This is a genomic window from Aeromonas sp. QDB54 (assembly GCF_027707385.1).
Taxonomy (GTDB): domain Bacteria; phylum Pseudomonadota; class Gammaproteobacteria; order Enterobacterales; family Aeromonadaceae; genus Aeromonas; species Aeromonas hydrophila.
Genome location: NZ_JAPCIT010000008.1, coordinates 135,227 through 151,506, shown reverse-complemented (window position 1 = coordinate 151,506; position 16,280 = coordinate 135,227). Strand labels below are relative to the sequence as shown.

The following is a 16,280-nucleotide window of genomic DNA, read 5'->3' as shown; positions in this document are numbered from 1 at the left end:
CCCTCCAGAAGAGAGGGCTGGCACTGCCAACCCTCTCTGCCAATCGTTATTTCTTCTTGGCGTACTTCATGGAGTCCAGCGCCACCGCCAGAATGATGATGCCGCCCTTGATGATGAACTGCCAGTAAGGGCTGACCCCGATATAGGTCAAACCATAGTTGATCAATGTAAAGATGAGTACCCCGGTGATCACCCCGGCGACCGTGCCCACCCCGCCGGCAAACGACACCCCACCCACCACGCAGGCGGCGATGGCATCGAGTTCATACATGAAGCCGAGGTTGTTGGTGGCACTGCCGATCCGGCCTGCTTCCAGCATACCGCCGAAGGCGTAGAACACCCCAGCCAGCGCATAGATCATCACCAGGTTGACCGCCACGTTGACGCCTGAGACCTTGGCGGCTTCCGGGTTGCCGCCGATGGCGAAGATGTTCTTGCCAAAGCGGGTCTTGTTCCACAGTACCCAGACGAACACGCTGGCGATGGCGGCATAGAAGGTCAGATAGGATAGCTTGAAGCCGCCCAGCTTGATGAACCCCTGCGCGAAGCTGGAGAAACGGGGGTCAAAACCGGCTACCGGCGAGGCGCCCACCGAGTCAAAGTAGAGGGAGTTGATGCCGTAGACGATGATCATGGTGCCCAGGGTGGTAATGAACGGGGTGACGTTCAGATAGGCCACGATGAGACCGTTGACCAGACCAATCAGGGCCCCCACCACGCACACCAGCAGGATCACCGCAGGAATGGGCACTTCGCCCAGGCTGGGAAACACCTTGTTGACGTTGGTCAGCGCCTGCAGCATGGTCGCCGCGATGAGTGCCGCCAGGCCGACCTGACGACCGGCCGACAGATCCGTACCCTGGGTGATGATGATGCCAGCCACCCCCAGCGCGATGATGACCCGTACCGAAGACTGGGTCAGGATGTTGCTGAAGTTGGTGAGACTCAGGAAGGAGGGTTCCTTGATCACGATGATCATGAGCAGCACCAGCAGCACCACGTAGATGCCGTTCTCCTTGAGCGCCCGCATCAGATTGAAATTTTTAGCCGACTCCATAAATGTCTTCCTGTCTCTAGAGGTACAGAGATGCCAGGCGCAGTATCTCGCTCTGGTCAGTTTCTTTGGTATTGACGATCCCGGCGACCCGGCCATTGCTCATGACCATGATGCGATCCGTGATGCCGAGCAGTTCGGGCATTTCCGACGAGATGATGATGATGCCCTTGTCCTTCTTCGCCAGCTCCAGGATGAGCTGATAAATCTCGAACTTGGCCCCCACATCGATGCCACGAGTCGGTTCATCCAGCATCAGGATCTCTGGTTGGGTCAGCAGCCAGCGGCCGATGATCACCTTCTGCTGGTTGCCCCCCGAGAGGGAGCCGATCTGGGTCTGCTGGGTCGGTGTCTTGACCCGCATGGAGTCGATGACCCACTGGGTATCGCTCTTCATCTTGTTGTCGCTGAGCAGCCCCATGGAGCCCTTGTAGTTGTCCATGTTGGCGATCAGGGAGTTGAAGGCGATATCGAGGCGCGAATAGATGCCGGTGGAGCGCCGCTCCTCGGTCACCAGTGCAAAACCGTTGCGGATCGCCTCGTGGGCATTGTGGTTCGCCACCGGCTGACCGTGCAGCTTGATGACCCCTTCACTGCGATCACGGATGCCGAACAGGGTCTCGACGATGTCGGTGCGCTTGGCCCCCACCAGTCCGGCGATGCCGAGGATCTCCCCCTTGTGCAAGTTGAAGGTGATGTCCTGAATGGAGGGCTGGTTCTTCGCCGTCAGGTGCTCGACTTCGAGGATCACCTCTTTCGGCTGGTTGGTCTTCTCCGGGAAGCGCTGGGTCAACTCACGGCCGACCATCATGCCGATGATCTGATCCATGGTCATGCCCTTGAGCGGCTGGGTCGCCACCCACTGGCCATCCCGCAATATGGTGATCTCGTCACACAGCTGGAAGATCTCTTCCATCTTGTGGGAGATGTAGACGATGCCGCAGCCCTTCTCCTTGAGCTTGTTGATGATCTTGAAGAGGTGGCTCACCTCTTTCTCGGTCAGCGAGGAGGTGGGCTCGTCCATGATGACGATCTTGGCGTCATAGGAGAACGCCTTGGCGATCTCGATCATCTGCATCTGGGAGACGGAGAGGGTTCCGACCTTGACCCGCGGGTCGATGTCGATGTCCAGCTCGTCGAAGATATGCTTGGTGTCCTGATACATCTTGCCGTGGTCGACGAACAGCCCCTTGGTGGGATAGCGGCCGAGCCACATGTTGTCCATCACCGAGCGTTGCAGCACCAGGTTCAGCTCCTGATGCACCATGGAGACGCCATTCTCCAGCGCCTCTTTGGAGGAGGTGAAGTTGATCTCCTGCCCCTTGAAGAAGATCTTGCCCTGATCCTTCTCGTAAATGCCGAACAGGCACTTGAGCAACGTGGATTTTCCTGCCCCGTTCTCGCCCATCAACGCATGCACAGAATGAGGACGGACCCGTAAATTGACATTATCGAGTGCCTTGACGCCGGGAAAGCTTTTACTGACGTCAATCATCTCCAACAGCCATTCTGATTGTTGCTGTGTTGTCATATCAGCCATCACATCTGGTTGAAACTGAGGGCAAGGGGAGACCCCTTGCCCGGGAGGAGGGAATTATTCGAATTTGGACAGGTTGTCAGCATCGACACCAACGTAGGGAACGCGCACAACCTTGTTGACGATGTTCCACTTGGTGCCTTCACCGGCCGCTTTGCCTTCTGCCAGGTTCTTGGTCAGCTCGTAAGTCGCCTTGGCCTGGTTGGCGGCATCGTTCAGCACGGTACCGGCCATGGCACCGCTCTTGACCAGTGCCAGCGCTTCCGGCAGAGCATCAACCCCGAATACCGGGATGGCGGTCTTGCCCTGAGCCTTCAGCGACTCGACGGCACCCATCGCCATGCCATCGTTGTTGGCGATGACCACTTCGATCTTGTTGGCGTTGGGGCCGGAGATCCAGGCGTCCATCTTGTCCTTGGCCATGGCGGTATCCCACATACCGGTATCCATGTGCAGCTGCTCGGTCTTGATGCCGCCGTCGTTCAGGGTCTTGATGACGTAGGTGGTACGGGCTTCCGCATCGGGGTGACCCGGCTCCCCTTTCAGCAGCACGAACTGGATGACGCCATCCTTGTTCAGATCCCAGGCCGGGTTGGCTTTCCAGTGCTTGGCGATCAGCTGACCCTGGATGATGCCTGACTCCTTGGAGTCGGTACCCACGTAGTAAGCCTTGTCATAGCTGGCGAGATCGGCAGCGCTCGGCTCCTTGTTGTAGAACACCACGGGCACATCCTCGCCACGGGCCTTCTCGATCACGACCGGGGCCGCCGCCGGGTCAACCAGGTTGATGGCCAGCGCCTTCACGCCTTTGGCCAGCAGTACGTCGACCTGATCGTTCTGCTTGGACTGGTCATTCTGGGAGTCATTCATCAACAGCTCCACCCCCGGGTTGGCCGCCGCTTCCTTCTCGATTGCCTTGCGCACTACCGCCATGAAGTTGTCGTCGTATTTGTAGACGGTCACCCCGATGCGGGTTTCGGCATGAGCGGTGGCCCCAGCCATCAGGCTCATCAATACGGCGGCAATGGTCGTGATCTTTCTCATTGTTATGCTCCGATCTCTCTATCTGTTTTTGTAGGGAATGCTGTACACCAAGTGAACTGGCGCCAGCCTAATGTAATCAGTTTGTTGTATGACAATCTGTGATCATGACAACAAAATGAAAACGTTTACACTCTGTTACATAGCAACAAATAAATTAAAAATCATGCAGTTACATTTGATTGTCGAGGGTAAAGCCCTGAACGAAGCTCTTTCTTGTTAAGCAATCGCTCAGATTCAGCGTAGAACACAGTTCCAATAGTAGCCGCCCGGCTGCAACCAATATTCCGGCCGCACGCTCTGGCTCCAGGAGTCATCGCCCCCAATCCCCATATGAAAGCCATCGAGACAGAGGTGCAGCCCTCCCTCGGCCACCAGATCGGTCTGGTGGCGGGCCTGTGCCAGCTGCTGCTGACTGAAGCGGCTCAAGCTGAAATGGAACAGCCCCTCGACCTCGACACTACCCAGCTGCAGCTGGCGGGTGTCACAGCGCAGTCCGTTGTCGGTCGGGAACACATACGCGGTGTGCAGCGCATCGAGCGACGACTGCCAGCGACCGAGGTCGGCAGCCAGCAGGCGATCCGGATAATTCTCATGCGGACCGCGCCCCAGCCAGCTCACCTCCTCCCCTGTCACCAGCACCTCGTCGGTCAGCCAGAGCCGGGCGCCGATACGTGGCAGAGAGAGCATCTCGGCCGCTACCTGCACCTCGATGGCAAGGCGCATGGCCCCATCCTGATCGAATTCGTGGCGCCAGCGGGTCAGCAGCTTGAGCGTATCGCCGACGAAGTAACCGTGGCGTACCGTCACAACCCCTTGGTCAGGGCTCACTACCAGGTCGAGGCAGCGGTGCTGCAGCTCATTGAGCCCGGCCTCCTGCCAGCGCGCGATCCAGGCGTTGGGATCGGCGTGGTCTGCCTCGCTGGTGCCGATGTCGTTGTCGAGCGGCGCCCGATAGAAGTGATCGGCAATGGCCTCTTTCAGTTGCTCGCGGCCCAGCTTGCACCAGCTTTGGACGCGGCCGCTGGCCTTGTCCAGCCGCCACTCGCTGGTGGCCGCCCGGATCTGCCAGCCATCCGCCAGCTCGATAAAGGTGGCTGGCGGGCGGGTGGCGGGCAGTGCCAGCGGCGCAGGCAGCATGCATTGCTGGCGCGCTACCTCGTGACCAGCCGCTGACCAGTGCGTGGCAGCGGGCTGCACGATGGCGAGATCCAGCCAGGCGAGCGCCCCCGGCGCAAAGGCCGGCAGCCGTTCCAGCAGAGTCAGCGTCACGCTGCCCTGCGGTGCCAGGATGAGTGGGCATTCACCCTGGCTCACCACTACACCGTCTTCACACAGCCGCCACTGCAACCGCTCGTTGTCCGTCTCGCGAAACAGGTACTCGCTGCGGATCTCGACCGTCAACGGCTGGCGTTCGAGCAACGTCAACCCGAACGGCTGCTGGGCACGTTTTGCCTCAAACAGGGCGGGATGGGGGGTGCGGTCGGGGAACACCAAACCGTTGCAGCAGAACTGGCGATCATTCGGGGTATCGCCGAAATCACCGCCATAGGCCCAGAAATGGCGGCCGTCATCGGTCAGCTTGTCCAGTCCCTGATCGACCCAATCCCAGACGAAACCACCCTGCAATCGCGGATGATCACGAAATGCCTGCCAGTAGTGGGCATAGCCCCCCAGGCTGTTGCCCATGGCGTGGGCGTATTCACACAGGATCAGCGGGCGGGTCTCGCCCGGCAGGCCGATCCACTTGGCCAGCGCCCACTTGGGCACCGCCGGGAAAGGCTGATCCTGATGGGTGCGGGCATACATGGGGCAGATGATGTCGGTGGCCGGCGTATCGGCCCCACCCCCTTCGTATTGCACCGGACGGCTCGGATCCGCCCGCTTGACCCAGCCATACATGGCATCGTGGGCCGGGCCATAACCCGACTCGTTGCCAAGGGACCAGATGATGATGCAGGGGTGGTTGAAGTCGCGAGCCACCATGCGGGTCACCCGCTCTAGGAAGGCGTTGCTCCAGACGGGATCCCGCGCCAGCCGCCCCATGGGGGTCATGCCATGGGTCTCCAGGTTCGCCTCGTCCACCACGTAGAGACCGAGCCGGTCGCACAGCCGATACAGCTCGGGGTGATTGGGGTAGTGAGAGCAGCGCACCGCGTTGAAGTTGTGCCGCTTCATCAACAGCAGATCCTGCTCGATGGCGGCGGGGGTCACCACATGGCCACTGGCCGCATCGTGTTCGTGACGGTTGGCGCCGCGAATGAGCAGCGGCTGGCCGTTGACCCGCAGCAGGCCGCCACGGATCTCCACCGCCCGAAAGCCCACGTCATAGGCTTCGCTCTCGATAGGTTCCCCCTGCTCGTCCAGCAGGGTCAGGGTGAGGCGATAAAGGTGGGGGGTCTCGGCGCTCCATTTGCGCGGGGCCGCCACCTCGAGCCAACACTCGGCGCGATCGTCATACGCCCCTTTCTCGTCAATGGCTTGCGTGCCGATCGGCTGACGCAGGGTCGCCACCCGCTCACCGCCGTCATAGAGATTGGCCACCACCGACAGACCGGCCCCATTGGCCGCCTGCAGCGCGATCTTGAGGCGGCCATCGCGATAGCAGGCGTCCAGCTCTGGGGTGACCCTAATGTCCATCAGATGACGGGCCGGTTTGTGCAGCAGGCTGACGGAGCGGAAGATGCCGCTCATGCGCCACATGTCCTGATCTTCCAGATAGGAGCCGTCAGACCAGCGCAGCACCAGCACTGCCAGCCGGTTGTCACCGCCGCAGAGGAAAGAGGTCAGGTCAAACTCGGCAGGCAGCCGGCTGTCCTGGGAGTAACCGACCCAGCGACCGTTGCAGAAGAGGTGAAAGGCACTGTCCACCCCGTCAAAGATGATCCGGGTCTGGCCGCTGGCGAGCCAGTCGGCCGGCACGCTGAAGTCGCGGGAATAGCAGCCGGTGGGATTCTCGGCCGGCACCCGCGGTGGATCGCACGGGAAGGGATATTTGATGTTGGTGTAGATGGGCACATCCGTCGCAGGCCGCAACCCTGGGTAGGCCGCATCCAGCTGCCAGTTGCCCGGCACCTTGATGGCACAGGCATCCGGCAGATCCTCGACCAGCCAGTGCTCCGGCACCAGCTCGGGCGCCGCGAAGAAGGAGAAACGCCACTCCCCATCCAGCAGGGTGCGCGATGGCGAGGCGAGATCATCTCGCGCCGCGGCTTCGCTACGCCAGCTGAACAAGGGGGTATGGGCAGACAGCCGATTCACTGCGGTAATTGCCTGGGTCTGCCAGTCCTGACGGGCCACTATCTCCCTGAGCATTCTTCTCTCTCCCTGCATGAACGCCGAAAACGTATGCAGTGTAGGGGAGTTTTGCCCGGTGATCGGCGATCTCGCTCACACAGATGTAAACGATTACACTGAATTTGTTAAGTAAAACAGGGTAAAAATGCGCTAAATGCAGGTAAAAGGCGAAGGCTCCGGATCACGCGCCGCAAAAACGGCGCTCCGGAGCGATAAACGGAGGTAAATGAAAGGGATCAGCTTCGAACGGGAGCCACCGAGTGGCGGTTGATCAGGGTCGGGGTGTAAATGCGGCTCTGCACCGCCTCGCTTTCGCCCGCCGCCAGCTGCAGTGCCAGCTTGGCCGCCTGGGCAGCCATCAGTTCAACCGGGTAGCGCATGGTGGAGAGCTTGGGGCGCAGGTATCTGGCATAGATGATGTCATCGAAGCCCACCACCGACACCTCCTCCGGCACCTTGAGGCCGTTGTCCGCCAGCACCGAGATGGCCCCCGCCGCCATGGCATCGTTGTAGGCCACCACGGCCGTGATGGGCAGCCCCTTGGCCAGCAGGTTGAGCATGGCGCGCTCGCCACCCTCCTCGTTGGGCATGCCACTCTCCACCAGCTCGGGATCGGCGCGCAGCCCCGCCTCGGCCAGCGCATCCTGATAGCCCTGCAGCCGCAGGATGGCATCTTCGATGGCGTGATCCGAACTGAGGAAGGCGATGTGGCGGTGGCCCAGTTCCAGCAGATGGCGGGTCGCCGTGGCGGCCCCCTGGCGGTTGTTGAGGGCGATGCAGCGCCCCTTGAGCGCCGGAATGTCGCGGTTGATCAGCACCATGCCGGGCACCCGCAGCGCGTAGTCGATCAGCTCCTCGTCGCTCAGCGCCTTGCTGTGCACCACCAGCGCCTCGCAGCGCTTGCCGATCAGCAGTTCGATGGATTCGCGCTCCTGCCGTGCCTTGTGAAAACCATTACCCATCAACAGGTGCAGACCCTGTTCCACCGCCACCGCAGCCACCCCCTTGACCAGGGCGCCGAAGAAGGGATCCGCCACGTCGCCCACCAGCACCCCCATGGTGTCACAGGTCTGGCTGACCAGTGCCCGCGCGTTGGCATTGGGGGTGTAGCCCAGTTCGGCCATGGCCTTCTGCACCACCTCGCGGGAAGCGGCACTGGCCTTGGGTGAGTTGTTCATCACCCGTGAAACCGTTGCCACCGATACGTTGGCCAAACGGGCGACATCCTTGATGGTACTCATGCTGTTTTCACTTATTTCACGGCTCGGGATGGCGCCATTATACCGAGCAATGTCACTGATAACAGGGGGGAAAACCATATTGCTGAAATGATGACCATCAAAACAAGTGTAATCGTTTACACATATTTGTTAGCCAGTTCACAGTTTGCCCGCCGGCCCCTCAGCTAGACTCCTTCACAGGCTTTTTTCAGCGTGGAGATGAGGATGAAAGTACTGGTCACCGGCGGCTGCGGCTACATCGGCAGCCACACCTGCCTGGCACTGCAAGCGGCTGGCATGGAGCCCGTGGTGGTGGACAACCTCTGCAACAGCAAGGCGGGCGTACTGGCTCGCATCGCCGCCATCAGCGGGCGCGAGCCCCGCTTCTATCAGGGGGACATCCGTGACCCGGCTCTGCTGGATCGCATCTTCAGCGAGCAACGGATCGACGCCGTGATCCACTTCGCCGCCCTCAAGGCGGTCGGCGAGTCCACCCGCCTCCCCCTCGCATACTACGAGAACAACCTGAGCGGCACCCTGGTATTGCTGCAGGCGATGCAGCGGGCCGGCGTCCATAACCTGGTGTTCAGCTCGTCGGCCACCGTCTACGGCGACCCGGCCAGCACCCCCATCCGGGAAGATTTCCCGCGCAGCGCCACCAACCCCTACGGCCGATCCAAGCTGATCATCGAAGAGATCCTCGAGGATCTGCAGCGGGCGGAGCCGCACTGGAGCATGACCCTGCTGCGCTACTTCAACCCGGTCGGCGCCCACGAGTCGGGTACCATGGGGGAAGATCCCCAGGGGATCCCCAACAACCTCATGCCGTTTTTGACCCAGGTCGCCATCGGCCGGCGCGACTGCCTTTCCATCTTTGGTAACGATTACCCCACCGTCGACGGCACCGGCGTGCGCGACTACATCCACGTGATGGATCTTGCAGAGGGGCACGTCAAGGCGCTGCAGCACTGCGCCAGCAAGGGTGGCGTACACGTCTACAACCTCGGCACGGGCCAGGGCCAGAGCGTGCTGCAGATGGTCGCGGCGTTCGAGGCGGCCAGCGGTCGCACCTTGCCCTATCGCATCGAGCCAAGACGCCCGGGCGACATCGCCGAATGCTGGGCCGATCCCGCCAAGGCCGAGTGCGAGCTGGGCTGGCGTGCCCGGCGGGATCTGGCCGCCATGTGCGCCGACAGCTGGCGCTGGCAATCCGCCAACCCCCAGGGGTACGAGGCGTGATGTCCGTTTTGCTCCCTTCTCCCGTCGCGGGAGAGGGGCCACAGATGAGCGGCGAACCCGCCCTCATCACTGCCCGCAATTCCTTTATTGAGCTTGAGGAGTGATGATGTTCAACCCGGTTGATCACCCCCACCGTCGTTTCAACCCGCTGACCGGCCAATACGTGCTGGTCTCCCCTCATAGAGCCAAGCGCCCCTGGCAGGGCCAGGTCGAGAAGGTGAGCCAGGCGCCGAGCCAGGCCCATGATCCCGACTGCTTCCTCTGTGCCGGCAACAAGCGCGTCACCGGCGACCAGAATCCCGACTATCGGGACACCTTCGTCTTTACCAACGACTTCGCCGCCCTGATGCAGGACACCCCGGCCGCCAGTGGCGAGCAGGATCCCCTGCTCAAGCTGGAAGCCGCCCGTGGCACCAGCCGGGTCATCTGCTTCTCGCCGGATCACGGCAAGACCCTGCCCGAGCTGCCCCTGCCGGCCATCGAGCAGGTGATCACCACCTGGATGGAGCAGGTGGCCGAGCTGTCGGCCCAGTGGGAGTGGGTGCAGGTGTTTGAAAACAAGGGCGCCGTCATGGGTTGCTCCAACCCTCATCCCCACGGTCAGCTGTGGGGCAGCGACTTCCTGCCCAATGAAATTGCCCGCGAAGAGCAGCACCAGCGCGACTGGCTGGCGGAGCACGGCCGCCCGCTGCTGGTCGACTACGTGGAGCGGGAGCTGCAGGATCGCTCCCGCATCGTGGTGGAGACCGCCCACTGGCTGGCGGTAGTTCCCTTCTGGGCGGCCTGGCCGTTCGAGACCCTGCTGCTGCCCAAGCGCCACGTTCCCTCTCTGCTCGACCTCACTCCCGAGCTGCAGCAGGATCTGGCCATCGCGCTCAAGGAGCTCACCAGCCGCTACGACAATCTGTTCGAGTGCAGCTTCCCCTACTCCATGGGCTGGCACTTTGCCCCGCCCCGCTCCGACTGCCCAGAGGCGTGGCAACTGCATGCCCACTTCTATCCGCCGCTGCTGCGCTCCGCCACGGTGCGCAAATTCATGGTGGGCTTCGAGATGCTGGCCGAGACCCAGCGTGACCTCACTCCCGAGCAAGCCGCCGAACGGCTACGTGCCCTGAGCCCCATTCATTACAACCAGACCAATCAGGCCAACGAGGAGGCCCTATGACCCCGAGCCAGCGCGTCAGCGCCGTGTTTGCCGAGCAGTTTGAGCAACAACCCGACCTGCTGGTGCGGGCCCCCGGCCGCGTCAACCTCATCGGCGAGCACACCGACTACAACGACGGCTTCGTGCTGCCCTGCGCCATCGACTACGAGACCTGCGTCGCCATCGGCCTGCGCGATGACAGCCTGGTGCACGTGATCGCCGCCGACTACGGCAACCAGCGCGACCTGTTCGATCTCGACCAGCCCATCGGCCACCATGCCGACCAGCGCTGGAGCGACTACATCCGCGGGGTGGTGAAGTACCTGCAGGAGCGAGGCTATCCGCTACGCGGCCTCAATCTGGTGGTCTCCGGCAACGTGCCGCAGGGGGCCGGCCTCTCCTCTTCCGCCTCGCTGGAGGTGGCCATCGGCCAGGCCTTCAAGGAGGCGCTGGGGCTCGCCATCACGCAGGCCGAAATTGCCCTCAACGGCCAGCAGGCGGAGAACCAGTTCGTCGGCTGCAACTGCGGCATCATGGACCAGATGATCTCCGCCAGCGGCAAACAGGATCATGCCCTGCTGCTCGACTGCCGTTCGCTGGAAACCCGACTCATCCCCATGCCCACCGATCTGGCGGTGCTGATCGTCAACTCCAACGTACGCCGCGGCCTGGTGGACAGTGAATACAACACCCGCCGCCAGCAGTGCGAAGCAGCCGCCCGTCACTACGGGGTCAAGGCGCTGCGCGATCTGGATCTGGCGGCGCTGGAAGCGGGCAAGGCCGGGCTGGATGAGGTCTGCTATCGCCGCGCCCGTCACGTGGTGGGCGACAACAGCCGCACCCTGGCCGCCGCCGACGCGCTGGCGCAAGGGGATCTGGTGCGCCTCGGCGAGCTGATGGCCGACTCCCACGCCGCCATGCGCGATGACTTCGAAATTACCGTGCCCGCCATCGACGGTCTGGTGGAGATCATCAAGGCCAGGATCGGCACCGAGGGCGGCGTGCGGATGACCGGTGGCGGCTTCGGTGGCTGCGTGGTCGCCCTGCTGCACCCCGACAAGGTGGCCGAGGTGATCGCCGCGGTCGATGCCGAGTACCCGGCCCGCTTCGGCCTCAAGGCCGACAGCTACGTCTGCCGCGCCAGCGCGGGGGCGGGAAAACTATGAGCCCATTGATGATGCAGGCCGACGGCGACGTCGGCCGGATCGGCAACACAGGTGCAGGCAGACTATGAGCGATGCCATGATCCCGTTCGAGCTGGAAAACGAGGAGGGGCTGCGCCTGCGCGGCCTCGATTTTGGCGCCACCCTCACCTCCCTCACCCTGCCGGTGGCGGGCGGGCGCCGCGAAGTGCTGCTGGGCTGCGCCGATGAGGCCTACCCCGCTCAGCAGGTGTGGCTGGGGGCGGTGGCGGGGCGCTTTGCCAACCGCATCGGCAACGCCGAGCTGCTGCGCGACGGCCAGCGCTGGCCGCTGGATGCCAACCAGCCGCCCCACTGCCTGCACGGCGGACGGGCGGGGTTTCATCGCCAGCACTGGCAGATCAAGGAGCGGGAGGCGGACCGGGTCAGACTGACCCTGCTCTCCCGGGCAGGGGATCAGGGCTTTCCCGGCAACCTGCGGGTCACGCTGGAGTACCGGCTGGAGCAGTGCGATCTGGTGGTGGATTTCGTCGCCAGCACGGATGCCGCGACCCCGGTCAGCCTCACCAGCCACACCTACTTCAATCTCGATGACAACCCGGACGGTGGCGATGTGCGCAACCACCTCATCCGCCTCAATGCCGACCGTTTCCTGCCGACCGACCCGAGCGGACTGCCGCTCGCGATCGCACCGGTGGAGGGGCCGTTCGATCTGCGCCACGAGCACCTGATCGGACAAGATTGGCTGAGCCACCCCCAGCAGCAACAGGCCAAGGGGTATGATCACGCCTTTGTGCTCAACGGGCCGAGCGCCGAGTGGGCGGCGCGGGTGGTCTCGGGGGATCGCCAGCTGGCCATGGAGGTCTATACCAACCAGCCCTCGCTGCAGTTCTACACCGGCAACTGGCTGGCCAATACGCCAGCACGCGATGGCCAACTCCATCAGGATCACGCCGGCTTCTGTCTGGAGGCCCAGCAGCTGCCGGACAGCCCCAACCGGCCCGCGCTGGGGGATCCCTGGCTGTTGCCGGGGCAGACCTATCGCCACCAGACCCGTTATCGCTTTATCGCCGCCGGCTGACCCCGGCGCCCTCCGCCAAGCCTGCGCTGACCACCCCAGGCGAGGCCGGGGCGGCGTCACCGTTTCGCGGCACTCTGACTACACGCTGGCCCCGCGCGATCTTCCCCACGCCGATATGGCGGATGAAGAGGGCGCGGGGTCACCCGTCACATCCGCTCGCATACAAGTCCACGCAAGGAGTCGTTATGGATGATCACTACCTCGCCGCCCCCGACCGCTATCAGCGCCAGCCCTATCGACCCGCCGGTCGCCACGGCCTGCGCCTGCCCGGCATAGCTCTCGGCCTCTGGCACAACTTCGGCGCCGAGTGCGATCCCGCCACCGCGAAAGCCATGGTGCACCAGGCGTTCGATCTGGGTATCACCCACTTCGATCTGGCCAACAACTACGGGCCGCCGCCGGGGTCGGCCGAGATCACCTTCGGCAAGCTGCTCAAGGGGAGCCTGGCTCCCTATCGGGACGAGCTCATCATCGCCAGCAAGGCGGGATACATCATGTGGGATGGCCCCTACGGCGACGGCGGCAGTGCCAAATACCTGTTTGCCAGCCTGCACCAGAGCCTGCGCCGGCTCGGTCTGGACTACGTAGACATCTTCTATCACCACAGACCGGATCCGCGCACCCCGCTGGAGGAGACCTGTCAGGCGCTGGCCCTGATGGTACGTCAGGGCAAGGCGCTCTACGTCGGCCTCTCCAACTACCCGGCCCCGCTCGCCGCGCAGGCCGCCGCCCGGCTGGCGGAGCTGGGCACCCCCTGTCTGGTCAATCAGCTCAAATACTCCCTGTTCCAGCGCGATATTGAGCCCGAAACCCTGCCGGTCTGCCGCGAGCACGGCATGGGGGTGGTCGCCTTCTCCCCGCTGGCCGGCGGGCTGCTGAGCGATCGCTACCTGGCCGGCATTCCAGCGGATTCGCGCGCCGCCAGTGCCAGCCCCTTCCTCAAGCCCGAGCAGATCACTGCCGGCAAGCTGGCCACCATCCGTGCCCTGCACGCGCTGGCGCAGCAGCGGGGCCAACCGCTGTCGCAACTGGCGCTGCAGTGGGTGCTGCGCGACTCTGTGGTGAGCTGCGCCCTGATCGGTGCCAGCAGCCCGCAGCAGATTGTCAGCGCGGTGGAAGCCCAGGCCCAGCCCCCGCTGGATGCGGCGCTGCTGCAGCAAATCGAGGGGATCCTGGCCGGTCAGGGCACCGCCTGATCGGGGCCGATGCCGACGGCGAACAAATCTGACCCGAACGAAAACCCATGGCCCCGCCGTCGATCCCGTCGGCGGGGGCCTGGCGCCGACACAATATTCACTGGTTGCCCGCCCGATTTTCCTCCATCATTGGTCGCCCCTGGCTCGGCTCGGGGCCGACTTCATCCGGACCAATAATCAAGAGATCTGAAACATGACAGAGTCTTACGCCCTGTTTGTCGCCTTCGTGCTGGGCATAGTGGAGGGCCTGACCGAGTTCCTCCCCGTCTCCTCCACCGGCCACATGATCATCGTCGGCCACCTGCTTGGCTTCGACGGCCCCAAGGCTGCCACCTTCGAAGTGGTGATCCAGATGGGTTCCATCCTGGCGGTGGTCGCCGTGTTCTGGCGCCGCCTGTTTGGCCTGATCGGCATCCACTTCGGCCAGAAACCGGCGCAAGGACACGCCACCCTCTCGCTGGTGCACATCATTCTCGGCATGCTGCCCGCCGTGATCATCGGCCTCGCCATCCACAGCTGGATCAAGGCTCATCTGTTCGGCCCGCAAACCGTGATGTACGCCCTGGTGGCCGGCGGCATCCTGCTGATCATCGCCGAGAAGTTCCGCCCGGCGGTGCGCTCCGAAACCCTGGACGACATCAGCTACAAGCAGGCGCTCGGCATCGGCCTGTTCCAGTGCCTGGCGCTCTGGCCCGGTTTCTCCCGCTCCGGTGCCACCATCAGCGGCGGCATGCTGATGGGGATCAGCCGTCAGGCGGCGGCCGAGTTCTCCTTCATCCTGGCGGTGCCCATGATGGTGGCGGCCAGCGGGCTGGATCTCTACAAGAGCCGGGATCTGCTCTCCATGGCCGACTTCCCCATGTTCGCGGTGGGCTTCATCACCGCCTTCGTGGTGGCCATGATCGCCATCAAGACCTTCCTGGCGCTGATCCGTCGCCTCGACTTCATCCCGTTCGCCATCTACCGCTTCGTGGTGGCCTTCGCCGTCTATCTGGTGTTCGTCGCCTGATCCGGCCGCAACACCATGCAAAAAGGGACCTCGAGGGTCCCTTTTTTATTGCCGCCATGGCTCAGTAGAGGCGATGGCTGATGCCGTTGAGCAGCCGCGACAGCCCCTTGGTGAACTGCACCGGCGCATCCTGCACCGTGTAGCAGAGGCAGCCGTCCGGGGTGTGCGGACTGTGGGCGTGGCTGGCATCACGCCAGATGAAGTCCCCGGCCTGATAGCGGGTGTCGCCATCTTCGATGGTGCCAGCCAGCAGCAGGGTCAGCTCATAACCCTTGTGGGTGTGCTCGGGAATGCGGCCGCCCGCCTCTATGTGCAGCAGGCTGGCGCGGGCCCCCTGCTCGTCGAGCGGCAGGCTCACCTGCCGGATGGCGCCGATGTGGCGCCAGCTGGGAGCGTGATGACGAGCCAGTACCCGTGGCAACCGGTACGACTGGCCCGCTACCTGCAGCTCGGGTTGGACCGCCGCCGACTGACTCAACGCGGCGGCACTGGCCACCGGCTGCTGCAGGATGCCGGCCAGCATGGCATCGAACGCCACCGGCAAGGGCTCGCACTCTTCGGTGGGCGCCAGGTATTGCCGGGCCAGCTCCTCTTCGCAGGCCCGCAAGCGGGCCGCGCAATCGGGGCAGAGCTCGCAGTGGGCGGAAACGCCGACGGCCAGCGGCAGGGGCAGTTCGTCGGCGGCAAAGGCGCGCAACATGGCCTGAACGGGATGGGCTTTAATCATGGCCTTGCTCCACTTGTTCCTTCAATTTTTGTAATGCCAATCTGAGGCGGGATTTGATGGTGCCGAGCGGCACGCCGAGCCGGTCTGCCAGCTCCTGCTGGGAGAGCTCCTGCAGATAGATGCCGCGCACCACCTGCTGCTGCGGTTCCGGCAAGGTGCCGACGTAATGGGCCATCTGGCGGGTCAGCACGGCGTCTTCGCCGCCGCTCAGGTGCTCCTCTTCCGCCCTGAACTCCAGCATGGGCCACAGCTCTTCGGCACAGAGTTCTTCTTTGCTGGCGCGGCGTCGGCGCAGCATGTCGAAGCTCTGATTGCGCATCACGGTATAGATCCAGGTGGTGGCAGCCCCCTTGTCGGGGTGATAGAGCCGGGCCTTCTGCCACACCAGCAGCATGGTCTCCTGTACCAGCTCCATGGCGTTGGCCTCGCTGCCGAGGTGACGCAACCCGTAGCTGCGGATGCGCGGGGCAAAGTGCTGGAACAGGGTGGCGAAGGCGGCCTTGTCGCCATGCTCGGCCACCCGCACCAGCAGGGATTTCAGATCGCCGGCGGTGTCATCCATGGGGGGCGATATCCTGTGCGGAGTCGATTGT

General features: G+C 63.4%; 13 protein-coding genes. 6 read left to right on the top strand and 7 right to left on the bottom strand.

Annotated features, from left to right (window positions below; all coding sequences use genetic code 11):
* Positions 1 to 46: 46 nt before the first annotated feature.
* The 5 genes from mglC to PG881_RS10255 all read right to left on the bottom strand — a co-directional run bounded on the left by mglC (position 47) and on the right by PG881_RS10255 (position 8,170).
* Entirely contained in the window at positions 47 to 1,057 is a 1,011-nt protein-coding gene (gene mglC / locus PG881_RS10275; protein ID WP_011707760.1) for a galactose/methyl galactoside ABC transporter permease MglC, read from the bottom strand.
* Between the two features lie 16 nt (positions 1,058 to 1,073).
* Positions 1,074 to 2,594 (bottom strand): galactose/methyl galactoside ABC transporter ATP-binding protein MglA, encoded by a 1,521-nt coding sequence (gene mglA, locus PG881_RS10270; protein ID WP_029302302.1) that lies wholly within the window; start codon positions 2,592 to 2,594, stop codon positions 1,074 to 1,076.
* 54 nt (positions 2,595 to 2,648) lie between these two features.
* Positions 2,649 to 3,635, bottom strand: a complete 987-nt coding sequence (mglB, locus tag PG881_RS10265) for a galactose/glucose ABC transporter substrate-binding protein MglB (RefSeq protein WP_270799777.1) — start codon at positions 3,633 to 3,635, stop codon at positions 2,649 to 2,651.
* 234 nt (positions 3,636 to 3,869) lie between these two features.
* Positions 3,870 to 6,947, bottom strand: a complete 3,078-nt coding sequence (locus tag PG881_RS10260) for a beta-galactosidase (RefSeq protein WP_270799775.1) — start codon at positions 6,945 to 6,947, stop codon at positions 3,870 to 3,872.
* Between the two features lie 218 nt (positions 6,948 to 7,165).
* Complete coding sequence (locus PG881_RS10255; protein WP_011707764.1) at positions 7,166 to 8,170, bottom strand: substrate-binding domain-containing protein; 1,005 nt, start codon at positions 8,168 to 8,170, stop codon at positions 7,166 to 7,168.
* A 204-nt stretch (positions 8,171 to 8,374) separates the two neighbouring features.
* Between PG881_RS10255 and galE the strand changes: the two genes are divergently transcribed.
* The 6 genes from galE to bacA all read left to right on the top strand — a co-directional run bounded on the left by galE (position 8,375) and on the right by bacA (position 14,960).
* The gene (galE, locus tag PG881_RS10250; protein WP_270799772.1) at positions 8,375 to 9,388 is read left to right on the top strand and encodes a UDP-glucose 4-epimerase GalE; all 1,014 of its coding nucleotides are present in this window, start codon (positions 8,375 to 8,377) and stop codon (positions 9,386 to 9,388) included.
* A gap of 106 nt (positions 9,389 to 9,494) precedes the next feature.
* Entirely contained in the window at positions 9,495 to 10,553 is a 1,059-nt protein-coding gene (locus PG881_RS10245; protein ID WP_042862890.1) for a UDP-glucose--hexose-1-phosphate uridylyltransferase, read from the top strand.
* Positions 10,550 to 11,698 carry a galactokinase gene (gene galK / locus PG881_RS10240; RefSeq protein ID WP_011707767.1) on the top strand — a complete coding sequence of 383 codons (1,149 nt, stop codon included), beginning with the start codon at positions 10,550 to 10,552 and terminating at the stop codon, positions 11,696 to 11,698. The genes PG881_RS10245 and galK overlap by 4 nt, the downstream gene beginning before the upstream one ends.
* A gap of 64 nt (positions 11,699 to 11,762) precedes the next feature.
* On the top strand, positions 11,763 to 12,755 hold the full coding sequence (galM, locus tag PG881_RS10235; protein ID WP_270799770.1) for a galactose-1-epimerase: 993 nt from the start codon (positions 11,763 to 11,765) through the stop codon (positions 12,753 to 12,755).
* 185 nt (positions 12,756 to 12,940) lie between these two features.
* Positions 12,941 to 13,951, top strand: coding sequence for an aldo/keto reductase (locus PG881_RS10230; protein WP_270799769.1), 1,011 nt, complete (start codon positions 12,941 to 12,943; stop codon positions 13,949 to 13,951).
* A gap of 193 nt (positions 13,952 to 14,144) precedes the next feature.
* Positions 14,145 to 14,960, top strand: a complete 816-nt coding sequence (gene bacA / locus PG881_RS10225) for an undecaprenyl-diphosphate phosphatase (RefSeq protein WP_011707770.1) — start codon at positions 14,145 to 14,147, stop codon at positions 14,958 to 14,960.
* A gap of 61 nt (positions 14,961 to 15,021) precedes the next feature.
* Here bacA and PG881_RS10220 read toward each other — a convergent pair whose 3' ends face one another.
* Complete coding sequence (locus tag PG881_RS10220; RefSeq protein ID WP_270799767.1) at positions 15,022 to 15,687, bottom strand: ChrR family anti-sigma-E factor; 666 nt, start codon at positions 15,685 to 15,687, stop codon at positions 15,022 to 15,024.
* Positions 15,680 to 16,249, bottom strand: a complete 570-nt coding sequence (locus PG881_RS10215; protein ID WP_270799765.1) for a sigma-70 family RNA polymerase sigma factor — start codon at positions 16,247 to 16,249, stop codon at positions 15,680 to 15,682. The genes PG881_RS10220 and PG881_RS10215 overlap by 8 nt, the downstream gene beginning before the upstream one ends.
* Positions 16,250 to 16,280 lie beyond the last annotated feature (31 nt).

Bases quoted from the DNA above. Each gene is read 5' to 3' on its own strand.
- mglA (WP_029302302.1), bottom strand. From the start codon at position 2,594: ATGGCTGATATGACAACACAGCAACAATCAGAATGGCTGTTGGAGATG.
- PG881_RS10260 (WP_270799775.1), bottom strand. From the start codon at position 6,947: ATGCTCAGGGAGATAGTGGCCCGTCAGGACTGGCAGACCCAGGCAATT.
- galE (WP_270799772.1), top strand. From the start codon at position 8,375: ATGAAAGTACTGGTCACCGGCGGCTGCGGCTACATCGGCAGCCACACC.
- galK (WP_011707767.1), top strand. From the start codon at position 10,550: ATGACCCCGAGCCAGCGCGTCAGCGCCGTGTTTGCCGAGCAGTTTGAG.
- PG881_RS10255 (WP_011707764.1), bottom strand. From the start codon at position 8,170: ATGAGTACCATCAAGGATGTCGCCCGTTTGGCCAACGTATCGGTGGCA.
- PG881_RS10220 (WP_270799767.1), bottom strand. From the start codon at position 15,687: ATGATTAAAGCCCATCCCGTTCAGGCCATGTTGCGCGCCTTTGCCGCC.
- mglC (WP_011707760.1), bottom strand. From the start codon at position 1,057: ATGGAGTCGGCTAAAAATTTCAATCTGATGCGGGCGCTCAAGGAGAAC.
- PG881_RS10230 (WP_270799769.1), top strand. From the start codon at position 12,941: ATGGATGATCACTACCTCGCCGCCCCCGACCGCTATCAGCGCCAGCCC.
- PG881_RS10215 (WP_270799765.1), bottom strand. From the start codon at position 16,249: ATGGATGACACCGCCGGCGATCTGAAATCCCTGCTGGTGCGGGTGGCC.
- galM (WP_270799770.1), top strand. From the start codon at position 11,763: ATGAGCGATGCCATGATCCCGTTCGAGCTGGAAAACGAGGAGGGGCTG.
- mglB (WP_270799777.1), bottom strand. From the start codon at position 3,635: ATGAGAAAGATCACGACCATTGCCGCCGTATTGATGAGCCTGATGGCT.
- PG881_RS10245 (WP_042862890.1), top strand. From the start codon at position 9,495: ATGTTCAACCCGGTTGATCACCCCCACCGTCGTTTCAACCCGCTGACC.
- bacA (WP_011707770.1), top strand. From the start codon at position 14,145: ATGACAGAGTCTTACGCCCTGTTTGTCGCCTTCGTGCTGGGCATAGTG.